Source organism: Agromyces mariniharenae (assembly GCF_008122505.1).
Classification (GTDB): Bacteria; Actinomycetota; Actinomycetes; order Actinomycetales; family Microbacteriaceae; genus Agromyces; species Agromyces mariniharenae.
Genome location: NZ_VSSB01000001.1, coordinates 2,311,777 through 2,333,202, shown reverse-complemented (window position 1 = coordinate 2,333,202; position 21,426 = coordinate 2,311,777). Strand labels below are relative to the sequence as shown.

At 72.6% G+C, this 21,426-nt stretch carries 19 protein-coding genes; 11 read left to right on the top strand and 8 right to left on the bottom strand.

The annotated features are described in order from the left end of the window. The first annotated feature begins 26 nt into the window (after positions 1 to 26). Positions 27 to 1,448 (top strand): maltokinase N-terminal cap-like domain-containing protein, encoded by a 1,422-nt coding sequence (locus FYC51_RS10750; RefSeq protein WP_148733526.1) that lies wholly within the window; start codon positions 27 to 29, stop codon positions 1,446 to 1,448. A gap of 20 nt (positions 1,449 to 1,468) precedes the next feature. Further along, positions 1,469 to 1,891 (top strand): PNPOx family protein, encoded by a 423-nt coding sequence (locus FYC51_RS10745; RefSeq protein ID WP_148733525.1) that lies wholly within the window; start codon positions 1,469 to 1,471, stop codon positions 1,889 to 1,891. Between the two features lie 7 nt (positions 1,892 to 1,898). Here FYC51_RS10745 and FYC51_RS10740 read toward each other — a convergent pair whose 3' ends face one another. Then, positions 1,899 to 2,366, bottom strand: coding sequence for a methyltransferase family protein (locus FYC51_RS10740; RefSeq protein WP_187432586.1), 468 nt, complete (start codon positions 2,364 to 2,366; stop codon positions 1,899 to 1,901). A 378-nt stretch (positions 2,367 to 2,744) separates the two neighbouring features. Here FYC51_RS10740 and FYC51_RS10730 point away from each other — a divergent pair, with 378 nt between their 5' ends. Then, a complete protein-coding gene (locus tag FYC51_RS10730; RefSeq protein WP_148733523.1) occupies positions 2,745 to 3,434 on the top strand; it encodes a DUF1345 domain-containing protein in 690 nt (229 codons plus the stop codon). On the opposite strand, the gene FYC51_RS10725 is transcribed toward FYC51_RS10730, so the two are convergent. Beyond that, positions 3,431 to 4,162, bottom strand: coding sequence for a nucleoside/nucleotide kinase family protein (locus FYC51_RS10725; RefSeq protein ID WP_187432585.1), 732 nt, complete (start codon positions 4,160 to 4,162; stop codon positions 3,431 to 3,433). The genes FYC51_RS10730 and FYC51_RS10725 overlap by 4 nt on opposite strands. Positions 4,163 to 4,244: 82 nt before the next feature. After that, positions 4,245 to 4,919 carry an NADPH-dependent F420 reductase gene (locus tag FYC51_RS10720; protein WP_274379493.1) on the bottom strand — a complete coding sequence of 225 codons (675 nt, stop codon included), beginning with the start codon at positions 4,917 to 4,919 and terminating at the stop codon, positions 4,245 to 4,247. A 69-nt stretch (positions 4,920 to 4,988) separates the two neighbouring features. On the opposite strand from FYC51_RS10720, the gene FYC51_RS10715 reads away from it, so the two are divergent. Continuing rightward, positions 4,989 to 5,474 (top strand): hypothetical protein, encoded by a 486-nt coding sequence (locus FYC51_RS10715; RefSeq protein WP_238476301.1) that lies wholly within the window; start codon positions 4,989 to 4,991, stop codon positions 5,472 to 5,474. A gap of 56 nt (positions 5,475 to 5,530) precedes the next feature. On the opposite strand, the gene FYC51_RS10710 is transcribed toward FYC51_RS10715, so the two are convergent. Beyond that, entirely contained in the window at positions 5,531 to 5,899 is a 369-nt protein-coding gene (locus FYC51_RS10710) for a winged helix-turn-helix transcriptional regulator (protein ID WP_148733521.1), read from the bottom strand. A 122-nt stretch (positions 5,900 to 6,021) separates the two neighbouring features. Between FYC51_RS10710 and FYC51_RS10705 the strand changes: the two genes are divergently transcribed. Continuing rightward, positions 6,022 to 6,900, top strand: coding sequence for an SDR family oxidoreductase (locus FYC51_RS10705; RefSeq protein ID WP_148733520.1), 879 nt, complete (start codon positions 6,022 to 6,024; stop codon positions 6,898 to 6,900). 182 nt (positions 6,901 to 7,082) lie between these two features. On the opposite strand, the gene FYC51_RS10700 is transcribed toward FYC51_RS10705, so the two are convergent. Further along, positions 7,083 to 10,985 (bottom strand): S8 family peptidase, encoded by a 3,903-nt coding sequence (locus FYC51_RS10700; RefSeq protein WP_148733519.1) that lies wholly within the window; start codon positions 10,983 to 10,985, stop codon positions 7,083 to 7,085. A gap of 158 nt (positions 10,986 to 11,143) precedes the next feature. On the opposite strand from FYC51_RS10700, the gene FYC51_RS10695 reads away from it, so the two are divergent. The 3 genes from FYC51_RS10695 (at position 11,144) to FYC51_RS10685 (ending at position 15,757) form a co-directional block, all read left to right on the top strand. Beyond that, positions 11,144 to 12,112, top strand: coding sequence for a helix-turn-helix domain-containing protein (locus tag FYC51_RS10695; RefSeq protein ID WP_148733518.1), 969 nt, complete (start codon positions 11,144 to 11,146; stop codon positions 12,110 to 12,112). 165 nt (positions 12,113 to 12,277) lie between these two features. Then, positions 12,278 to 14,563: an immune inhibitor A domain-containing protein gene (locus FYC51_RS10690; RefSeq protein ID WP_238476300.1), complete on the top strand. Its 2,286-nt coding sequence runs from the start codon at positions 12,278 to 12,280 to the stop codon at positions 14,561 to 14,563. Between the two features lie 84 nt (positions 14,564 to 14,647). After that, positions 14,648 to 15,757 (top strand): epoxide hydrolase family protein, encoded by a 1,110-nt coding sequence (locus FYC51_RS10685; protein WP_148733517.1) that lies wholly within the window; start codon positions 14,648 to 14,650, stop codon positions 15,755 to 15,757. Between the two features lie 257 nt (positions 15,758 to 16,014). On the opposite strand, the gene FYC51_RS10680 is transcribed toward FYC51_RS10685, so the two are convergent. Beyond that, positions 16,015 to 16,428: a YybH family protein gene (locus FYC51_RS10680; RefSeq protein ID WP_148733516.1), complete on the bottom strand. Its 414-nt coding sequence runs from the start codon at positions 16,426 to 16,428 to the stop codon at positions 16,015 to 16,017. 140 nt (positions 16,429 to 16,568) lie between these two features. Between FYC51_RS10680 and glsA the strand changes: the two genes are divergently transcribed. Together glsA and FYC51_RS19250 are read left to right on the top strand one after the other, a co-directional pair. Next, positions 16,569 to 17,783 carry a glutaminase A gene (glsA, locus tag FYC51_RS10675; protein WP_148733515.1) on the top strand — a complete coding sequence of 405 codons (1,215 nt, stop codon included), beginning with the start codon at positions 16,569 to 16,571 and terminating at the stop codon, positions 17,781 to 17,783. A gap of 137 nt (positions 17,784 to 17,920) precedes the next feature. Continuing rightward, positions 17,921 to 18,094, top strand: coding sequence for a hypothetical protein (locus tag FYC51_RS19250; RefSeq protein WP_187432584.1), 174 nt, complete (start codon positions 17,921 to 17,923; stop codon positions 18,092 to 18,094). On the opposite strand, the gene FYC51_RS10670 is transcribed toward FYC51_RS19250, so the two are convergent. Both FYC51_RS10670 and FYC51_RS10665 read right to left on the bottom strand, forming a co-directional pair. Further along, positions 18,072 to 18,623: a methylated-DNA--[protein]-cysteine S-methyltransferase gene (locus FYC51_RS10670; protein WP_148733514.1), complete on the bottom strand. Its 552-nt coding sequence runs from the start codon at positions 18,621 to 18,623 to the stop codon at positions 18,072 to 18,074. The two genes, FYC51_RS19250 and FYC51_RS10670, sit on opposite strands and share 23 nt — an antisense overlap. Positions 18,624 to 18,652: 29 nt before the next feature. Continuing rightward, positions 18,653 to 20,002, bottom strand: coding sequence for a DUF2207 domain-containing protein (locus FYC51_RS10665; RefSeq protein ID WP_148733513.1), 1,350 nt, complete (start codon positions 20,000 to 20,002; stop codon positions 18,653 to 18,655). A gap of 138 nt (positions 20,003 to 20,140) precedes the next feature. Here FYC51_RS10665 and FYC51_RS10660 point away from each other — a divergent pair, with 138 nt between their 5' ends. Further along, positions 20,141 to 21,358, top strand: coding sequence for an amidohydrolase (locus FYC51_RS10660; RefSeq protein WP_148733512.1), 1,218 nt, complete (start codon positions 20,141 to 20,143; stop codon positions 21,356 to 21,358). Positions 21,359 to 21,426: the final 68 nt, after the last annotated feature.

Here is a 21,426-nt window from a genome sequence, read left to right as displayed (position 1 = left end):
GCCGGGGCGCGTCGTACGGTTCAGGCATGGACAGCGCCGTGGCCGCGATCGCCGAGTGGATGCCGCTGCAGCGTTGGTTCGGCGGCAAGGGCCACACGCCGTCGCTGCGGCTCATCGGCGCGTTCGAACTGCCCACGGTCGAGGAGGAGGCGCGGGTGCGCACGCTCCTCGTGATGGACGACGCGTCGGAGCCGCCCGTGCTGTACCAGGTGCCGGTCGTCGAGCGGGTCGACCGCCTGGCGTCGCCCGCGGCATCCGATCACCTCATCGGGCGCCTGCCCGACGACGGCTTCCTCTACGACGGGCCGCACGACCGCGCCTACACCGACGCGCTGCTCGCGACCATCGTGGGCGATCGCGATGCGGCCTCCGACGGCGCCGACGCGATCGGCCATTACTCGGGCGACGCGACGCGCCCGCCCACGACCGCCCCCGCCTCGGTGCTCGGCGGCGAGCAGTCGAACACGTCGATCATCTTCCGCCCGGCCGACACGGCCCCGATCATCTGCAAGGTCTTCCGGCAGCTGCACCACGGCGAGAACCCCGACGTCACGCTGCAGACCGCGCTCGCGGCGTCGGGCTCCCCGCACGTGCCCGCGAGCGTCGGCGACGTCGTGGGCGAGTGGGACGACGTCGGGCGTCCAGACGGACGCGCGCGCGGGCACCTCGCCTTCGCGCAGGAGTTCCTGCCCGGCGTCGAGGACGCGTGGCGCGTCGCGCTCTCGTCGGCCGCGTCGGGCGCGCCCTTCACCGACGAGGCCCGCGCGCTCGGCGCCGCCGTCGCCGAGGTGCACCTGTCGCTCGGCCGGCTGTTCCCCCGCGAGCCGTCGACGTCCGAGCACATCCACGCGATCACGTCGGCCTGGACGCGACGGCTCGCCATCGCCGTCGCCGAGGTGCCCGAGCTCGAGCCGCACCGTTCGGCGATCGAGGCGTTCTACGCCCGGGCGCAGGCGGGCGCGTGGCCCGAGCTGCAGCGCATCCACGGCGACCTGCACCTGGGGCAGGTGCTCCTCGTGCCCGATCGCGGCTGGGTCCTGCTCGACTTCGAGGGTGAACCCATGCGGCCCATGCACGACCGCCAGCGTCCCGACGTGCCTGCGCGCGACGTCGCCGGCATGCTGCGCTCGTTCGACTACGTCGCCGGCTCCACGGGCCTCGCGCTGCCCGAGCGCGCCGGGTCGGCCGTCGCGTGGGCGGATGCCGCGCGGCGGGCGTTCCTCGAGGGCTACGTCGCGGCATCCGGCCTCGACCTCAGCGGCTACCGCGACCTGCTCGCCGCGTTCGAGCTCGACAAGGCGGTGTACGAGGCGATCTACGAGACCCGGAACCGCCCGACGTGGGCGGCGATCCCCCTGCACGCGATCATGAGCCTGCTCGAGTCGGGGCCGACCCGCGCGGGCGACACGGCATCCGAGCCCGACGCGCCGACGCCGTCGCTGGCCTGACCCGGGCGGACCGCGCCGCGATGGGACGCATCAAGCAGGCGTGGCTGACCACCATCAAGCACACGTTCAATCCCCTCACCCTGCGGATGGCGCGGCGTGGGATCGGCCCGTTCTCCCTCATCCGGCATGTCGGGCGCAGGAGCGGTGCGACGTTCGAGACGCCGCTCATCCTCGCGCGCGTGCCCGACGGGTTCGTCGCCGAGCTCACCTACGGCGCGGGCGTGAACTGGTACCGCAACGTGGTGGCGGCCAGCCACGCCGTGGTGGTCTGGCACGGCCGCGAGTACTCCATCGATCGCATCGGGCCGTGCCCGACCGAGGACGGACTGCGCGCGTTCGGCCCACCGGCGTCGTGGTTGCTCCGGATGCTGCGGCGGCACGAGTTCCGCATGCTCCGCGAGTCGACCGCGCCCCCTGCGCCACCTTCGTCGGGGACGGCCTGAGCGCCCGTCAGCGGATGCCGCGGCCGAACAGCAGCAGCGGCGTTCGCTCGGCATACGCGAGGTAGTCGTCGCCGAACGCGTCGAGGAGCCGGCGCTGCTCCACGTGCGCCTTGATCACGAGCACGACGCAGAGCAGGAGCCACACGACGACGAGCTCGATGCGCGCCCGCCAGAGCACCCATCCGGCGGCCGCGATCATGAGCCCGAGGTAGATCGGGTTGCGGGTGAGGCGGTAGATCCCGTCGGTGCGCAGCGGCGCGTCGGGCTTCGGCGCGACCCACACCACGAGATCGCGTCCGAGCACGGCGAAGCCGGCGACGGCCACGCCCAGGCCGGCCGCCACGAGCAGCGCCGCGAGCACGGTGATCCAGGTGGCGCTCCAGAGCGGGTCGCCGGGCAGTAGGAGCAGGAGGAAGAGCGCGAACTGCGCCCACACGAGCCAGTTCCCGCGGTCCCATCGCACCCTCGCGTCCACGACCCCATCCTCCTCCCGTGTCCGGGTGCGGAGCCGATCCCTCCCGTTCGAGTGTCGGGAGCTCGCACCTCTGAACCTGGAGCCCGGAGCGCGACCTTCGGCACGTTTCGGCACTTCGGTACCGCGGCACTTCGGCACTTGGGCACTGCGGCTGTTCGGAAGTGCGGCTGTTCGGAGCTCCGGCACCGCGGCACTTCGGCACTTCGGCACTTCGGCACTTCGGCACTGCGGCTGTTCGGAGCTTCGGAACTTCGGAACTCCGGAACTTCGGAACTTCGGAACTTCGGTATCGGGCTTCCGCTGGCGACCGGGCCCCGTCTTGACGCGGCGCGCAGCCGAGGGCCATCGTGGTGTCCACCGTGACGGCGAGGGGGACCCATGGCGGAAGCGACGACGGCGACCGTCGCGGCGCCCAACCACCGCACCGCGCGCGTGGTGAACATCACGACCCTCACGATCATCGTCGTGCTCGGCATCACGTTCCTCGTCGGCGAGGAGCCGGTCTTCGAGATCCTCGTGCTCGCGGCGTGGTGCCTGCTCTCGTCGGCCTACATGGCCGCGTGGATGATCGTCCTCGGCCGGATCTCGAGACGGGAGTGGCGCGGCACGCCGACGCTCATCGCGACCCGGCGGCCGGGTCGGGTCGCGAGCCTGGTCACGACCATCCTGTCGAGCCTCATCGGCGTCACGGCCGCCGGCCAGCTGCTGGTCCTCCGCCAGGATCCCGAGCTCGGCCAGGCGATGAACTTCGTCGGCGTGTGGGCGATGCTGATCGCCTGGGGCTTCCTGCACTGGGGCTTCGCGCAGATCTACTACCGGCTCGACAACCGCGTGCCCGACGACCCGCGCGGCCGGCCGCTCATGTTCCCCGACCGCGATGACCCCGGCCTGCTCGACTTCGTCTACGCCGCGTTCATGATCGGCACGAGCTTCACGCCGAACGACATCAACACGACCTCCCGCATCCGCTGGACCGTGACGTGGCACTCGGTGCTCAGCTACTTCTTCAACGGCTTCATCATCGTGCTCGCGCTGAACACGATCATGGAGATCACGGCGACGGGCTAAGCCGAGCCCTGCTCGCGGCGCTCGCCCGCCTCCCTCGCCTCGCCGAGGATCTCGCCCGTGACGCCCGACACGACGAGGTCGGCGCGCACGCGGGTCGGGTCGATCCGCCGCGCGTTCGCGCCGTCGACCTCGACCGCCCACGCGCGAGCGGCATCGGGCGTGCGGCCGAACTCGGTGTGCCGGTGCACGAGTCGCGGCATCCGCTCGTCGTCGTCGGCGGCGCAGAACCACGACTCGTCGACCAGGTCGCGGATGCGCCGCCACGGCTCCTCGTCGCTCAGCAGGTAGTTGCCCTCGGCGACGACCACGCGCGCCGTCGGCTCGATCGCGATCTCGCCCGCGACCGGCTCGTCGACGTGCCGCTCGAACGCCGGCGCGTACACGGTGTGGTCGACCTCGCGGCGCACGCGCTCGAGCAGGCCGACGAACCCCCAGCCGTCGAACGTCTCGATCGCGCCCTTGCGGTCGCGCAGGCCGAGCCGGTCGAGGGTCGCGTTCGCGAGGTGGAAGCCGTCCATCGGCAGGTGCGCAGCGGATGCCGCGTGCCGCGCGTTGAGCGCGGCCACCACCGATCGGGCGAGCGTCGTCTTGCCCGCGCCGGGCGACCCCGTCACCCCGATGAGGACGCGTCGGCCGGATGCCTCGCCCAGCGCCAGCGCGCGGGAGGCGAGCACGTCGATCGCGGCGGCCGGGAACGCGGAGGGCGGGTGCGGCGAGCTGGCGGACACCCCTCCAGCCTGCCAGTTCCGGTGGTCGAGTGGCGCCCGGCGCAGCCGGACGCGTATCGAGACCCGTGCTCCGGCGGGGCTATTACGCCGCGAGCCGCTCCGCGCGTGCGAGGTTCGCGACGAGCTCGTCGCGGTCCTGCGGCACCACGTACGCGGGCTGGTCGCGCTCGACGCGCCAGCTCTCGGCGAGCGGCCCGAGGTTCACCGTGTCGAAGCCGAACGCGTCGTAGAGGTCGGTCACGAACCGCGCGGCATCCGCGTGGTCGCTGGCCGTCGCGAGCGCACGGCGACCGGGCGTGCCCGCGGGCAGGCCGGCGGTCGTGATGTCGCTCGCCATGATGTGGTTGAAGCCCTTGGCGACGTGGCTCGTCGGGAGGTGCTCCTGCAGCAACCCGCTGACGGTCGCGCGGCCCTCGTCGAGGGCGGGCACGTGGCCGTCGCGCTCCCAGTAGTAGTTGTTCGTGTCGATCACGATCTTGCCGGCGAGCGGCTCGACCGGGATCGCGTCGTACGCCTTGAACGGCACGGTCACGACCGCGACATCCGCCGCCGCGGCCGCCTCGGCCGCCGTGGCCGCACGCGCCTTCGGGCCGAGGTCGGACACGAGGTCCGCGAGCGTCTCGGGTCCGCGCGAGTTGGCGATCACCACGTCGTACCCGTTCGCGATCGCCGCGCGCGCGACCTGGCTGCCGATGTTGCCTGCTCCGATGATTCCGATCGTCGTCATGCTGAGGCGAACCGTGCGGTGCGACCGAATGTTCCCGTTCTCCGACGATCGCGGCGCCGGTCAGGAATCGAGAAGCACGCGCTGCCGAAGCCGCGTAGCGTGACGAGCACGAGCCGATCAACCGGGCTCACCGACGTGAAGGAGCAGATCATGGCCGAGCGAGGCGAAGGACTCTCGAAGGAAGAGCGCGACGCCGTCAAGGACCGCGCGAAGGAGCTGCGGGCCGAGGCGAAGGCGGGCAAGAACCGCGCCGCGGGCGAGCAGGCGATCCGCGAGGCGATCGACGCGATGTCGGGCGAGGACCGCGCCATCGCCGAGGGCTTCTACAAGGTCGTCTCGGAGGTCGCCCCGCAGCTCATGCCGAAGACGTACTACGGCATGCCGGCCTTCGCGAACGGCGAGGGCAAGGTCGTGACGTTCATGCAGCCCGCCGACAAGTTCAAGGCGCGCTACGCGACCATCGGCTTCGAGGACCGCGCGAACCTCGACGACGGCGACTTCTGGCCGATCGGCTTCGCCGTGCGCACGTGGACGCCGGCGATCGAGCAGCGCTTCTCCGAGCTGGTGGCGTCCGCGGCCAGCTGAACGAGCGTTCACGACGAGCCTGGGCGACGCCGCCCAGGCCCGTCTGCCTCGCCGACTCAGGCGGGGCGGGCCACGATCTCGTCCGCGTTCCCCGCCACCCACTCGACGAGCGCGAGCATGCGGTCCATGAGCTCACGGCCGAGCGGCGAGAGCGCGTACTCGACCCGCGGCGGCACCTCTGGGTAGGACTCGCGCACGACGAGGCCGTCGGCCTCGAGCGTGCGCAGCGTCGAGGCGAGCATCTTCTCGCTGATGCCCTGCACCTCGCGGCGCAGCTCGCCCCAGCGGTGCGTGCCGTCGGTGAGCGCGAGCAGCACGAGCACGCCCCACTTGCTCATGATGTGGTCGAGCACGACGCGCGTCGGACAGCCTTCCATGAAGACCTCGCCGGAGGTCTGCCGGATTTCCGCAAGACTCACCACCATGTGGGTACCTTACGTCAAAGTGGGTACCTCCGACAGGGAAGGTACAGCCGCGGCATCCGGTTGCCCTCGGTGAAGCACGCCCCTCGAGGGCGATGCGCCACCGACCGGAAGGAACCGCTCCCATGACCATCCTCGTCACCGCCACGTCGGGCCACCTCGGCCGCCTCGTCGTCGAGGCGCTGCTCGCCCGCGGCGCGGCGCCCGCCGACATCGTCGCGACCGCGCGCGACACGTCGAAGCTGCAGGGCCTCGCCGCACGCGGCATCCGCACGGCCGAGCTCGACTACGAGCGCCCCGACACGATCGCCGCGGCGCTCGACGGCGTCGACGCGGTGCTGCTCGTCTCGGGCTCGGTGCCCGGCGCCCGCCTGCAGGGCCACCGCAACGTGATCGACGCCGCGAGGGCCGCGGGCGTCGCGAAGCTCGTCTACACGAGCGCGCCGAAGGCCACGACGGCCGAGGACTTCCCGCTCGCGGCCGACCACAAGGCCACCGAGGAGGCGATCGCCGCCTCGGGCGTGCCCGCCGTGATCCTGCGCAACGACTGGTACACCGAGAACTACACGGCGGATGTCGCGCGCGCGGCCGACATCGGCGTGATCGCGTCGTCCGCGGCCGACGGTCGCGTGGCCAGCGCTCCCCGCGCCGACTACGCCGACGCCGCCGCGGTCGTGCTCCTCGAGGACGGCCACCTCGGCGAGGTGTACGAGCTCGCCGGCGACACCCCGTGGACCTACGACGAGCTCGCCGCCGCGGCATCCGAGGTGCTCGGCCGCGAGGTGTCCTACCAGCGGCTCACGACCGAGGAGCACGTCGCCGCACTCGAGTCCGTCGGGCTCGATGCGGGCACGGCCGCGTTCGTGGCGGGCCTCGACGACGCGATCCGTCGCGGCATCCTCGGCGACAGCGACGGCACGCTCTCGCGGCTGATCGGGCGGCCGACGACGCCGCTCGTCGACGCGCTGCGGAGCGCGGTGGGCGGGGAAGCGGCCGCGGCGTAGCCTGCACGCCGCGCGACCCGAGTTCGCAGGACGACCGGACCGATCGATGGCTCGGTGGGCCGCATCGTGGCGCTCATCCTGCGAACTCGGCGCAACGCCGAGGCCCGGACGTCACGGCGACGTCCGGGCCTCGGGTCTCGATACGCGTCGGCTTCGCCGGCGCTACTCGACCAGCGGAGGGGTCACTTCCCGCCGCGCTTCACGGGCGCGACCTCGACGGCGCGCTCGATCTCCTGGCTGAACGTGTTGCCCGCGGCGTCCTCCGCCGTCACCCGCAGGTCGATCCACCCGCCCCCGTCGGCGACGGGGAGGGCCGCCTGGTACGCGGTCACGTAGGCGCGACCCTCGGGGAAGATCCAGCTCGGCGGCTCCCCCGGCCCTGAGGTGTCCGACGACACGACCTCGAGCGGCACCGCCACCCAGTCGCCGCCGGCCACCCGCAGCTCGAGCGTCGCCTCGGTCACCGCGCCGCTGCCGACCGCGCCGGCGAGGTGCCCGAGCTCGAGGCCGAGCGCCACGGGCGCACCCTTCTTGCGTCCGGCACCGACCGTGCCCGCGGCATCCGATTCGACGTCGTAGACCGCCTGCAGCATCGGCTGGAACCGCACCGTGTAGTCGTCGACCGCACCCGTGGTCGTGAAGGTCCACTCCGAGACGGTCTTCGTCGACGAGGCGAGCGACGTGCCGTCGTGCTCGGCGGTGTTCACCACGCGCACCTCGGCGTCGCCGTCGGGCAGTCCCCATGCGTTGACCCCCTGGAACGGCGAGGACTTCACGAACTCGCCGTCGAGGTAGAGGTCGGTCACCTGCGAGAACCCGGGGTGGCCGGCGAACACGTCGAACGTGCCCGTGTGCTCGGGCTCGCCGCCGTCGGCCCACGAGGGCAGGTTCACCTGGAGCGAGTCGCCCGTGCGGTGCGGCGCCCAGTATCCCGGGCCGACGAAGGGGCGCACGATCGGTCCGAAGTAGCTCGTCTCGACGTGCTCGCCGGGCTCGTAGGTGCGCAGCACGTCGCGCACCTGCCAGCCGACCTCGACCAGGGTCACGTCCTGGTACCAGCCGACGTCGGTGTTGACCCACTCGGTGCGCTCGATGCCGCGGCCCATGCCCATGGGCAGGCCGAAGCCGTACTTCGCGTTCGGTGCGAAGTCCCAGCGGAACTCGCCGATCAGGTCGCCCTCGTCGCCCCGGTACGTGGTGTCGATGCGGGCGAGGTCGGTGGGCTCGTAGTGCAGGTCGGACGGGATCTCACCGTCGGAGTACCAGGCGAGGTCCCAGATCTCGTCGGCGTTGGCGACGCCCTGACCCGTGATCGCGAGCCGACCGTTCGCCTTCGCGATCGCGGCGAGCACCGTGCGCCCCTGCACGCCGCTCATCGCGGCGACGGGGATCCCGACGTCGGACCCGTCATCGGCGCCGACCCATTCGCTGAGCTCGCCGTCGGCGTCGTTCGCGACGAGGAGCAGGGCGGCACCCGCGGCGAGCGCGTTGGCCGCACGCTCGTGCGCCGACACGGCGTCGGAACGCGTCGCGACCGCCACCTTGCCGCGCACGTCGACCGCGGCGAACTCCTCGACGCTACCGGTGCCGACGTCGACCGCGCGCGCCGCGAGGCGGCCGTCGAAGCGGACCGATCCCGCCTGGGGGATGAGGTCGAGCCGCTCCTTGCCGGCCTGCAGCGCGAGCGGTGCCTCCTGCAGGCGCCAACGCGTGGTGAAGTCGAAGTGCTCGACTTGGGGGGCGTCCATCGGCTGCGCCCACAGCTCGTCGGTCCAGACCGGCGCGAACACGCCGTTCCCGTACCCGTCGGCGCTCACGTCCATGCGACGCACGGTGGCCGCGAGGCCGTCCTCGCCCACGTCGACGGTCACGGGCTCGGCGGCCCGAGCGTCGAGGGCGACGGATGCCGCGCCGTCGAGCACGAGGTCGGGGTCGCCGACGAGCACCTGGGCGATCGTGTCGGGCTCGCGATCGAGCTCGAGCACCGACATGACCGAGTACCGGCCGGCGAGCAGCCGCAGGGTCGTCTCGCCCGCGATGCCGACGAGGCCGTACTCCTGCGTGTCGTGGTGGTAGAGCACCGCGTACGTCTCGATGGGCTCGCCGTCGAAGCCCGTCGCCGTGATCGTGAGGTCGTAGCGCTCCGGCTCGGCGATGATGCCGAGCGCCGTGCGCGCGACCGCTTCGCCGTCGATGGCCGCGACGAGCGCGCCCGACAGCTGGGCGCCCGCAGGCACCGCGGCGGGGTCGGCGGTGACCGTCACCGAGCGGGTCTCCCCCGCGGGAATGGTGAGCGTGTCGACGTCGAGGGCGAGCACGTCGGATGCCTCGCCGGCCGACAGGGGACCGACCTCGCCACCTCCACCCGGGGTGGTGTCCGCGAGTGTCGCGGCGAGGTCGAGGGTCACCTCGGCGTCGGTGCGGTTCGCGTACTCGATCGTGCGCGCGACGGGCTCGGGCGCCTCGCCCCACGTGAGCATGCCGAAGTCGCCCGAACCGGATGCCACGACGGGCGCGTCCACCGCCTCGCCGATGTCGAGCACGCCGGCACCGGCCTGGTACGACGTGAGGCCGACGTCGGTCGCCGTGCTGAGCAGCGCGGCGCGCAGCTGGTCGGCCGTGTACTCCGGATGCTGCTGCTTCACGATCGCCGCGCCGCCGGCGACGTGCGGCGTCGCCATCGACGTGCCGCTCATGGTGAGGTACGACCCGTCGCCGCCGGCGTAGTCGGCGGACCGCGCCGCCGTCACGTCGTTGCCTGGGCCGGCGAGCTCGGGCTTCATCGCCCCCGACCGCACGAGCGGACCCTGGCTCGAGAACCACGAGAGCGCGCCGCTCGGGTCGTCGACCGAGCCGACGGTGAGGGCGCGCTCCGCCGATCCCGGCGAGCCGATCGTCTCGGGCGCGCCGTTGTTGCCCGCCGCGACGACGAACAGGGACCCGGTCTGCTCGGCGATGCCGTCCAGCGCCTCGGCCATGAGGTCCTCGCCGTCGGACGCCTGCATCGAGCCGAGGCTCATCGACACGATGGGGGCGCGCTCGGCGGCCCACTCCATGGCGTCGATGATCCAGGAGTCCTGGCCGTAGCCCGACTGGTCGAGCACCTTGCCGACGAGCAGGTTCGCGCCGTCGGCGACGCCGCGGTGCGCGCCACCGCTCGCCGCGCCGGTGCCGGCGATCGTCGACGCGACGTGCGTGCCGTGGCCGTTGGGGTCCCAGGCGACCTCCTCGCCGGGCACGAAGCTCGTCGAGTCGGGCAGCACGCGTCCGGCGAGGTCGGGGTGGGTGTCGTCGTAGCCCGTGTCGAGCACCGCGACCGTCACGCCCGTGCCGGTGTAGCCGTCGGCCCACGCCTCGGGTGCTCCGACCCAGGGGACGCTCGAGTCGAGCGTGGCCTGCACCTTGCCGTCGATGTGGATGGCGGCGATGCCGCCGCCGAGGGACACGTCGGACGGGTCGGCGCCGAACGTGCGCGGACCGGCGTCGCCCGCGGCATCCGTGCCCGTGAGCGCGGCCCACGTGGACGCGGCATCCGCGTGCCCGGCCGTCGCGGCGGCGGCGCCGATGCTCTCGAGCGGCGTGCCCACGGCGAGGCCGGGCACGGGCGGTTCGGCGCTGAAGGGTGCGGGACCCTCGTCGAGCTCGACGATGATCGGCGTCGCGTCGACCGAGGCGTCGTCGTAGCCGTACTCGATGAGGCGCGTGACGTTGAAGAGGTCGGGGTCGACCACGCCCGCGGCGAGGTAGCGCTCGGCCGCGGTCGGGATGACGCTGAGCTCGCCGTCGGCCGTGACCGTCTGGTAGCCGGCGCCCGGGACCGCGGTCTCGACCGCGACGGCGTGGGTGCCACCGGCGAGGTCGGTGACGGTCACCCGGTCGCCCGTGATGAGGGTGACGCGGTGCTCGCCCGTCGGGGCGCCCGCGAGCACGCGAGCGGACGGCGGCGCGGCGCCGTTCCCGCGGTCGGGTGCGGCGGCCGCGGGCAGGGCGGCGCCGACGCCGGCGATGCCGATCGCGAGGCCGCCGATGGCGGCGGCGATCGCGCGCCGGCGACGGGAGGCACTCGTGGTGCGTCGTCGTGGCATGGAGGTACCCCTTTCGGAGGAAGCTGGTTGCCTTGCACGCTCCCACGAGTCCCCCGTTAGGGTGGTGGCGGAGACATGCCATGGCCGCGATCCGCCACGCGTGACGGTGCTTCCGGTCGTGGCGCAGGGTCTGCATCCGGCACGGTGAGGAGGTGCTCGTGCTCGAGGCGATCGGACTGGACGAGGCCCACACGGCCGTGTACCGCGTGCTGCTCGCGCTGCCGTCGGCCGATCTCGAGCAGGTCGCCCGGGCGTCGTCGATGTCGGTGCGCGAGGCGCGCGGCATCCTCGACGACCTCGAGGAGCTCGGCCTCATCGCGCGGCAGGCGTCGGCGCCCGACCGCGTCGTCGCGTCGCCGCCCTCGGTCGCGCTCCGCCCGATCCTGCTCGAGCGCGAGCGCCGGCTGACCGAGGCGCACGAGGCGCTCGTGCACCTCAGCGACCTCTACCGCGAGGGCGCGGCGCAGCGGGCGGCGCCCGACGTGGTCGACGTCGTGCTCGGCCCCGAGGCCGTGGTGCAGCGACTCGGCCAGCTGCAGGCGGCCGCGAAGGACGAGGTGTGCGCGTTCGTGCTCGAGGACGTCGCGCTCCTCAGCGGCGCCGACAACACCGAGGAGGACCGTGCCCTCGCCCGTGGCGTGCGCTACCGGGTCGTCGTCGAGACGGCGGTGCTCGACCGGCCGGGCTTCGTCGACGTGGTGCGCGAGCTCGAGCCGCTCGGCGAGGAGGTGCGCGTGCTGCCGAGCCTGCCGACTCGGCTCTTCCTCGCCGACCGCTCACTCGCGCTGCTGCCCATGTACTCGCACGGCGAGCGCAGGGTCTCGGGCGCGCTGCTCGTGCACCCGAGCGGGCTGCTCGACCTCGTCGTCGCGATGTTCGAGCAGGCCTGGCGCGACGCGCCGCGGCTCTTCGCGGAGCGCGCCGAGGTGGTTGAGCCCGTCGAGCAGCCCGTCGACCGGGACCTGCTGAAGCTGCTCCTCCTCGGGCTGACGGATGCCGCGGCCGGCGCCCAGCTCGGCATCTCGGTGCGCACGGTGCAGCGTCGCGTGGCCGAGCTCATGGAGCTCGCGGGGGTCGCGACCCGCATCCAACTGGGCGCGGAGGCCGTGCGGCGCGGGTGGGTGTGACGCGGGCGCGCGGCATCCGATCGGGGCTTCTGCAGGATCTTCGAGTTCGCTGCATTAACGCGAAAAAGGTGACCGAAGTCAACATCTTCCCAAGGCGGATTCGCGGTGCTAGATTTCCCGCACTGTGCCCGGCGATCCCGGGCATTCAATCCGAAGGAGAAACCCGTGAATCGACGCACGCGCGGCCTCTTGGCCGTCGCTGCGGCGGGGGCGACGGTAGTGGCCGGTGCGGCATTCGCACCGGCCGCGTTCGCTGCCCCCGCCAAGGACCCGGCCCCGTCGGCGGCCCAGCGCCTCGACAACCGCCCCGGTCCGCTGACCGAACGACAGAACGAGCGGCGCAAGGCGGCGCAGAAGCTCATCCTGTCGGGCCAGGCCGCACCCGGCGAAGACGGCGTGGTGCAGCTGGCCGAGGACAAGTACTACCAGGCTGCCGTCACCGGCGAGGACCAGGTCTTCACGATCCTGGCCGAGTTCGGCGACCAGGGCAGCGGCAAGCTCGGCACGACGCCCGGCCCGCTGCACAACGAGATCCCGAAGCCCGACCGCGCCGTCAACAACAGCACGCACTGGGTGCAGGACTTCGACAAGGCGTCGTACGAGGAGCTGTTCTTCGGCGAGGGCGAGTCGTTCAAGGACTTCTACGAGCAGCAGTCCTCTGGTGCCTACACCATCGCCGGCGAGGTGAGCGACTGGGTGAAGGTGCCCGGCAACGCGTCGACCTACGGTGACAACTCCGTCGAGGACTACGGCGGCTCGTGGCAGTTCATCGAGGACGCCGGCAACGCGTGGTACGCCGCGCAGAAGGCCGCGAACAAGACCGACGACCAGATCAAGGCCGAGCTGTCGACGTTCGACCAGTGGGACCGCTACGACCACGATGGCGACGGCGACTTCGACGAGCCCGACGGCTACCTCGACCACTTCCAGGCGGTGCACGCCGGCGAGGGCGAGGACGCCGGCGGCGGAGCGCAGGGCGAGGACGCCATCTGGTCGCACCGCTGGTACGTGAACTCGACCGACTACGGCGTGACCGGCCCGGCCGGCGCGCAGTACGGCGGCGCGCAGATCGGCGACACGGGCTTCTGGATCGGCGACTACACGGTCGAGGCGGAGAACGGCGGCCTCGGCGTGTTCGCGCACGAGTACGCGCACGACCTCGGCCTGCCCGACTTCTACGACACGAACGGCGGCGAGAACTCGACCTCGTTCTGGACGCTCATGTCGTCGGGCTCGTGGCTCAACCACGGCACGGAGGACATCGGCACGACGCCCGGCTACATGGGCCCGTGGGAGAAGCTCCAGCTCGGCTGGCTCGACTACTCGGTCGTGAACCCGGGGACGACGGATGCCGCGTTCACGCTCAGCCCGGCCGCGCTGCAGGTCGCCGACCAGGACCAGGCGCTCGTCATCGACGTGCCCGACGAGCCGGTGACCGAGCAGTACGTGACCCCGAACGGCGGACACGCCTGGTGGACGAGCAGCGCCGACGACCTGAACACGACGCTCACGCGCACCCTCGACCTGACCGCCGTGAAGTCGGCGACCGTCACGGCGAAGGCCTGGTACGACATCGAGGCCGGCTACGACTACCTGTACGCCGAGTACAAGGATGCGTCGGGCAACTGGGTGCAGATCGGCTCGCCGATCTCGGGCTCGACGAACGGCAAGTGGTCGAACCTCCGGTTCACCGTTCCGGGCAACGGCAAGGTCGACTTCCGGTTCCGCTACCAGAGCGACGGCGGCGTGCACCTCGCCGGTGCCTTCATCGACGACATCGTCGTGAAGAACGGCGGCACCGTGCTCGCCACCGATGACGCCGAGCAGGGCGACAACGGCTGGACGGCCGCGGGCGGCTTCACGCTCAGCACGGGCTCGGAGACCTCGTCGGGCGACCGCTACTACCTCGTCGAGAACCGCGCGTACGTGGGCTACGACGAGACGCTGCGCGACGGCCCCTACCAGTTCGACAAGGCGTACACGGCGCCCGACCACGTCGAGCACTTCTCGTTCCAGGACGGCATGCTCGTGTGGGCGATCGACGAGACCTACACCGACAACAACACGATCGACCACCAGGGCCACGGCCTCGCGCTGCCGGTCGACGCTCGTCCCGCGAAGTTCACGTACCCCGATGGGACCGGACCGAGCAACCGTCGCCAGCCGTTCGACGCGACCTTCGGCCTGGAGAAGTTCGATGCGGTGTCGCTGCACAAGGAGGTCCTGGTCGGCAAGGGCAAGAGCCAGACCGTGGAGTCGGTCGAGGCCGTGGGCACGACCGGTTCCGAGGACCGGCAGGCGACGTTCTCCGACACCAAGACCGACGCGTACTTCCACGCGAGCAACCCGCTCGGCGGCGTCTACGTGGCCGGCCACGGCGTGACGGTGACCGTCACCGAGCAGAACCCCGAGGGCACCATGGACGTCATGGTGACCAACCCGGCGGAGTAGCCTCGCTGCGCTGCTGATCGGGCGGGCCCGTCTCCTCGGAGGCGGGCCCGTTCGCATGTCGGCGGGCAGGCGTAGCGTCGCCCCATGAGCGAGCCGCAGCCCTTCGAGCTCCACGTGCCCGACGAGGTCGTCGACGACCTCCGCGAGCGCCTCGCGCGCACCCGTTTCCTCGACGATTCGCCGCGCAAGCCCGTGTCGGGCATGAACGCCGCCTACCTTCGCGAGCTCGTCGGCACCTGGCTCGACTGGGACTGGCGCGAGCGCGAGGCGTGGCTCAACCGGCATCCGCAGTTCACCGTGCCCATCGACGACGCGGTCGTGCACTTCGTGCACCGAAGGGCCGAGCGAGCGGATGCCCCGGTGCTGCTCGTCATGCACGGCTGGCCGCACACGTTCGCCCTGCAGCTCGACTTCGTCGACGCGCTGCCCGACGTCCACGTCGTCGTCGCGAGCCTGCCCGGATTCGCGTTCTCGTCGCCGTACGCCGACGGACCGATGACCGAGAAGCGCCTCGCCGCGACGATGCACGCCCTCATGACCGACGTGCTCGGGTACGAGCGCTACCTGACCTACGGCGAGGACGTCACGGCGAACGTGAGCGACCTCATCGCCGCGAGCTACCCCGAGGTGGCCGGCATCGTCGCGACCCACTCGCACTTCCCGACCTACGAGGAGCGGGCGGCGCTCACCGATCCCGACGAGCAGGCGTTCTTCGCCGCCCTCGCCGCGAAGCACGAGACCGACGGCGCCTACGGGCACGTGCAGGCCACGCGACCCGACACGCTCGCCGCCGCGCTGAACGACTCCCCCGCCGGGCTGCTGGCCTGGCTCGCCGAGAAGCTCGTCGAATGGAGCGACACCCCGCCGGGCGACCCGTCCGCCGTCGAGCGCCGCATCTCGCGCGACCGCATCCTCACCGAGGCGATGATCTACTGGGTCACCCAGTCGATCGGCACGTCGTTCCGTCCGTACCACGAGGGTGCCGACCAGCCCGATCCGATCCCGCCGACCGACGTTCCGGCCGCGGTGTACATCCAGCGACACGAGGCCGAGTACCCCGAATCGCTCGCGCGGCAGCACTACCGCGGCCTGCGCGAGTTCGGGCGCCTCGAGGCGGGCGGGCACTTCACGGCGGCCGAGGTGCCGGGCGAGCTCGCCGAGCGCATGCGGGCGTTCGCGGCATCCGTCTGGTGACCGCCGAACGCACGATGACGGCGCGGTGCGGCGCGCCGGATCCGGATAGGGTTCGGATCCGGCACGCGGACGCACGCGGACCGGCGCCGGGGCACGAGGAGCTCGGCTCGGGGGGTCGAGCGGCTCCGCCCATGGCGCCGGCCGGGGGACTCCCACCGGGGGAAGTGGGTCGAATGTCCCACTCAGAAACGTACTCTGCCGGCCTGTGAGAGCGCTCTACGCAGGCCGAACGGCAGCCGTGAGCGGGCTATGCATGCTCACGCCTCGACGGCGTGCTCCCACTCGATGCACCACACGTCGTCGATCCGTCGCAGCGCGACGGTCGTCGTCAGCGTCATCCGCACCCGGGCCTGCGTCCAGGCGCGCAGGCTCACCTGCTCGATGCAGTGGCAGATCGCCTGGTCGCCGGTCATCCGCATCTTCTCGACCCGCGTCGACCAGCGAATGCGCCCCTGCAGCAGCTCGAACCACTCCCACAGCCGCATGGCGTCGCGGCTCGGGTCGGCGACGCGCGTCACCGGCGGCGTCGGGCCGACCACCGGCGCGCCCGGGAGGTAGCGGGCGGCGAGCCAGTCGGCGTCGCGCGAGCGCATGGCCGCGGCGCGCTTCGACACGATCCAGGCGACCTCGGCCTCGTGGATGCGGCGATCGTGTTCGAAGCTCGTGAGCATGGCGGTTCCTCCGTCGTGTGGCGTTCGTCCTGCTGGTACGACGAAGACGGATGCCGCGAATCGACCGGCGTTGATTCGCCGCCCTCGCTTCAGGAGCCCGACCCGTGACGCGCGGCATCCGTGCCCCATAGGCTGACCGCATGCCGGTCGACCTGCATCACCCGGTCCGCGCGACGCTCGACGCCGTGCTCGACGCCGCACGTCCCGACACGAGCGGCGAGGTCGCGTCGTACATCCCCGAGCTCGCCGACGTCGAGCCCGAGCGCCTCGGCATCGCGCTCGTGAGCACGCGCGGCGACGTGCACGACGCCGGCGACAGCGACGTGGCGTTCACGATCCAGTCGGTGTCGAAGCCGTTCGTGTTCGCGCTCGCGCTCGACGCGCTCGGGGTCGACGAGGTCACGAAGCACGTCGGCCTCGAGCCGAGCGGCGAACCGTTCAACGCGATCAGCCTCGAGGCGGCATCCGGTCGCCCGCTCAACCCGATGATCAACGCGGGCGCGATCGTGACGACGTCGCTCATCGCGGGCGACACCGTCGAGGACAAGTTCGGCGTCATCCGCTCGGGGCTCGAGCGCTTCGCGGGCCGCGACCTGCTCGTCGACGAGGACGTGTTCTCGTCGGAGGCGCGCACCGGCGACCGCAACCGCGCCCTCGCCTACCTCACGAAGTCGGCGGGCACGCTCGCCGCCGACGTCGAGGTCGCGACGACCGCGTACTTCCGCCAGTGCTCGCTCTCGGTCACCGCCCGCGACCTCGCGATCATGGCCGCGACACTGGCGACCGGCGGCGTGAACCCGGTGTCGGGCGAGCGCGTGATCAGCGAGGATGCCGCCCGCTGGACGACCGCGGTCATGACGAGCTGCGGCATGTACGACGAGTCGGGCCACTGGATGGTGCACGTCGGCCTGCCCGCGAAGAGCGGCGTCGGCGGCGGCATCGTGGCGGTGCAGCCGGGCCAGTTCGGCATCGGCACGTTCAGCCCGCGACTCGACGCGCGCGGCAACAGCGTGCGCGGCGTCGCGATGCTCGAGCGCCTGTCGGCGCAGTACGGCCTGCACATGCTCGCCCACCGCGGCGACGCGCTCTCGGCGATCGGCTCGCTCACCACCTCCGACGGCGAGACGGTCGCGATGCTCCGCGGTGAGATCTACTTCGCGGCCGCCGAGGAGGTGCTCACCCGGCTCGCTCCACTCGTGTCCGACGACGGATGCCTCGTGCTCGACTTCTCGGGCGTGACCCGTGTCGGCAGTGCGGTGCGCCAGCTCTTCCACGCGCTGCCGTCGGCCGTCGGAGCGCGTCCCGACGGGTCGCCTCGGGTCGTCGTGCTCGATCCCGACGGGGTGCTCGGCTGACTCGGATGCCGCGGCGGCGGCGGCCCGGATGAACAGCATCCGAACTCGCGCGGCCGGTGGTCGCGGCATCCCTCGAGTCGGAGGAGACTGGGCTGCAGCGAGGATTCCTCGCACCGGCGCGAGCGAAGGAGGTCGCCATGGGTCGACGCGACCACGACGAGGTCGAAGAGGGCTACGAGGAGATGCAGCGCGTCGAAGGCGAGGACACGCTCCCCGGTCCCTCGCGCGCCGACGAGGACGGCCGCAACGCCGCCCGCCGCGCGGCATCCAGCTGGGGCGCGCCCTGGGTCACCAGCGACGACGAGCGCTGACGGCGACCTCCCGCCTCAGAACAGCCGCCGCTGCGCCCACCACCTCGGCGCCCTCGAGCTCGAGCAGCAACCGCTTGCGGTCGAGCCCGCCCGCATAGCCCGTGAGCGAGCCGTCGGCGCCGACCACGCGGTGGCACGGCACGAGGATGCTCAGCGGGTTGCGGCCGACCGCACCGCCGACGCGCCGCGCGAGGTTGCGGTCACCGAGGCGCTCGGCGAGCTCGCCGTAGGTGGTCGTCTCGCCGTAGCGGATGCCGCCCAGCATCCGCCACACCGTCAGCTGGAACTCGTCGCCGACCGGCGCCATCGGCAGGTCGAACTCGGTGCGGCGTCCGTCGAGGTACTCGCCGAGCTCCGAACCCAACCGCTGCACGAGCGCGTCGGTGTCGGCGTCGACCTCGACGCCGAGCGAGCCGGCGACCGGCGGATGCCAGTGCCCCGGGAAGTAGATGCCCGCGAGCGCGTCGCCGTCGGCGACGACCAGGAGGTCGCCGATCGCGGTCGGCAGGGTGGCGTGACGTCGGGGCACGCCTCCATCCTCACCCCGACCGAGGCGCCTCAGAACCCGCCGCCTCCGTCGCCACCGACACCACCGCCGTCGAACCCGCCGAAGCCACCGCCGTCGAACCCGCCGGCCGTCCCTCCATCGACGCCGCCTCCGCCCGGCCCGACCGTTCCGCCGAAGCCGCTGTTGCCGTAGTAGTACGCGCTGCTCCACCCGCGGTAGTCGCCGACCAGCGGCACGCCGAAGCGGCCGTCGTCATGCGTCCACGGCGCCTTCGCCCCGACGCGGATCGGCTGCGACAGCTCCGCCGTCACCAGCGCGAGGCACGACACCAGCCGATCGGCCGTGAACGGCTCCGTCGACCGGTACCAGGCCGGCGCACCGCCCGAGCCCTCGGCCACCTCCGCCACCCGCCGGATCGTCCCCTGCTCGTCGAACAGCACCGCCCACGGCAGCACCTGCTCACCGGAGGCCAGCGTCGGCACGTCGGCCGTCGCGATGATCTCGCGCAACTGGTTCGCCCGCTCGCGCAGCAGCAGTCCCGTGGCGTTCAGCGGGATCCATCGCGGCAGCAGTAGGCGCAGCCCCAGCGAGATCGCCCCGATCACGATCGCGCTCCACGCGATCGACACGGACGTGGCATCCAGCCCGACCGAGAGGAACCCGAACACCAGGCCCAGCAGACCGCAGACCGTCGCCACTCGGAAGCGCACGGTCGGACGCGGTTCGCGGTACCACCCGATCGCCTCCCTGAACCGGTCGCCGGTGAGCGCGGCGAGCGTCCCGTTCCTCGTCACGACGCGATCCACGTCGACGCTCGTGCCGGGAACCGGCTCCCGGGGGCCGCCCGTCATGCCGGGCTCGAACACGGCGGCGACGACTCCGCCCTCGCGTTCGTACGTCCCGCCGCCGGCGAGCACGCCGGCCGCCGCCCGCTCCGCCTCGGCGTTCGCGGCGCCGAAGACGAGTCGCACGTCCTTCGGGCGCGCGGCCGAACCGCCCGATGCGCCCGATCCGCCCGAGCCGCCGGATCCGCCCGAGCCCGCGGCATCCGCGCCCGCCCGCCGGTCGTCGATCGTGATGACCCGGTCGCACGCGAGCTGCACGACCGTCGCGGCCAGCCATCGCCGCGACGCCCCGCCCGACGCGAACCCCACCGACATCAGCCCGGCCGTCTTCGGATCGGTGACCTCGATGAGGCCCGTCGGCTCGGGCACGCGCAACCACGTCACGATGAGCGACCCCACCGCGACCGCGGCGACGACCGACGCGATGAGCGCGAAGATCGGCAGCAGCGCCGGCGCGAGCGCCGGTGCCTCCAACGCGTACGAACCCTCTCCTGTGCCCGCCGTGCCCGGGTGACCTGCCACCTGGTGCAGCGCCGGGACGAGCACGCATCCCATGACCGCACGCTACTCCCGCGCGGCATCCGGGGCCATGCGTGGAGGCGCGCGTTCTGGGCGTGCCCTCGCCCCAGTTCGAGGGTGGGATCGGGCGATCGGATGCCGCCGCGAACGCCGCCGACGCGAGAGAATCGCCCCATGACCGCGAACGCCGAGCTCGCGCGCGCCATCGATGCCATGCCGCTCATCGACCACCACGCGCACAGCCTGCTGCGTCCGCCGCTCGCCGAGCGCGACCTGCTCGACGCGCTGACGCAGGCCGAGCACGCGACCGACCACGCCGCGATCTTCGACAGCCAGCTCGGCTTCGCCCTGCGCCGCTTCTGCGCCCCGGCGCTCGGGCTGCCCCCGTTCGCGGATGCCGCGGAGTACCTCGCCGCCCGCGAGCGACTCGGCTTCGACGAGGCCACCCGCCGGCTGCTGGGCGCCTCGGGGATCCGCACGTACCTGATCGACGACGGGCACGCGCCCGATCGGCTCCTCTCCGACGCGCAGCTCGCCGAGCTCGCGAGCGAGGGTGCAGGAGCCGACGGCGACCGCGCCGGTGCCGCCGGCGACGTCCGCGTCCACCGCATCGTGCGCCTCGAGAGGCTGGCCGAGTCGGTCATGTCGGATGCCGCGTCGGGCGCCGACTTCGTCGACCGGCTGCCCGTGGCGCTCGAGGCCGCCGCGGCGAGCGCGGTCGGGTTCAAGACCGTCGCGGCGTACCGGGGCGGACTCGCGCTCGATCCGGCGAAGCCGTCGCCCGCAGAGCTGGCGGAGGCCGCCGAGGCGTGGCACGCGGCGAGCCGGCGCGGCGGCGCGGCATCCGTGCGCCTCGTCGACCCGGTGATCATCAGGCACCTCGCGTGGTGGGCGCTCGAGCGCGGCGACGCCGGCGGCCCCGGCGTGCTGCAGGTGCACGTCGGCTTCGGCGACCCCGACCTGCGGCTCGATCGGGCAGACCCGTTCCTGCTGCAGCCGTTCATCGCGGCGACGCAGGCGACGGGCGGGCGGATCGCGCTGCTGCACTGCCACCCGTACCTCCGCGAGGCGAGCATGCTCGCGCATCTCTTCCCGCACGTGTTCCTCGACGCGGGCCTCGCCGTCGCCCACGTCGGCGCGAACGCCGACACGCTCGTGCGCGAGTCGCTCGACCTCGCGCCGTTCTCGAAGGTGCTCTTCTCGACCGACGCGTGGGGTGTGCCCGAGCGTGTGCTGCTCGGCGCCGCCGTGTGGCGCGACGCGACGACCCGCGTGCTCGGGTCGTACGTCGCCGAGCACGGCTGGCCCGTCGACGAGGCGATCCGCGTCGCCGAGCTCATCGCGTGGCGCAACGCCGACGCGCTCTACGGGCGGTCGTTCCTCGAGGGGTGAGCGGATGCCCGACGCCGGCGCCCGCCCTCCGCGACCCCGGCGCTGAGCGGATGCCGCGCGCCGCCGCC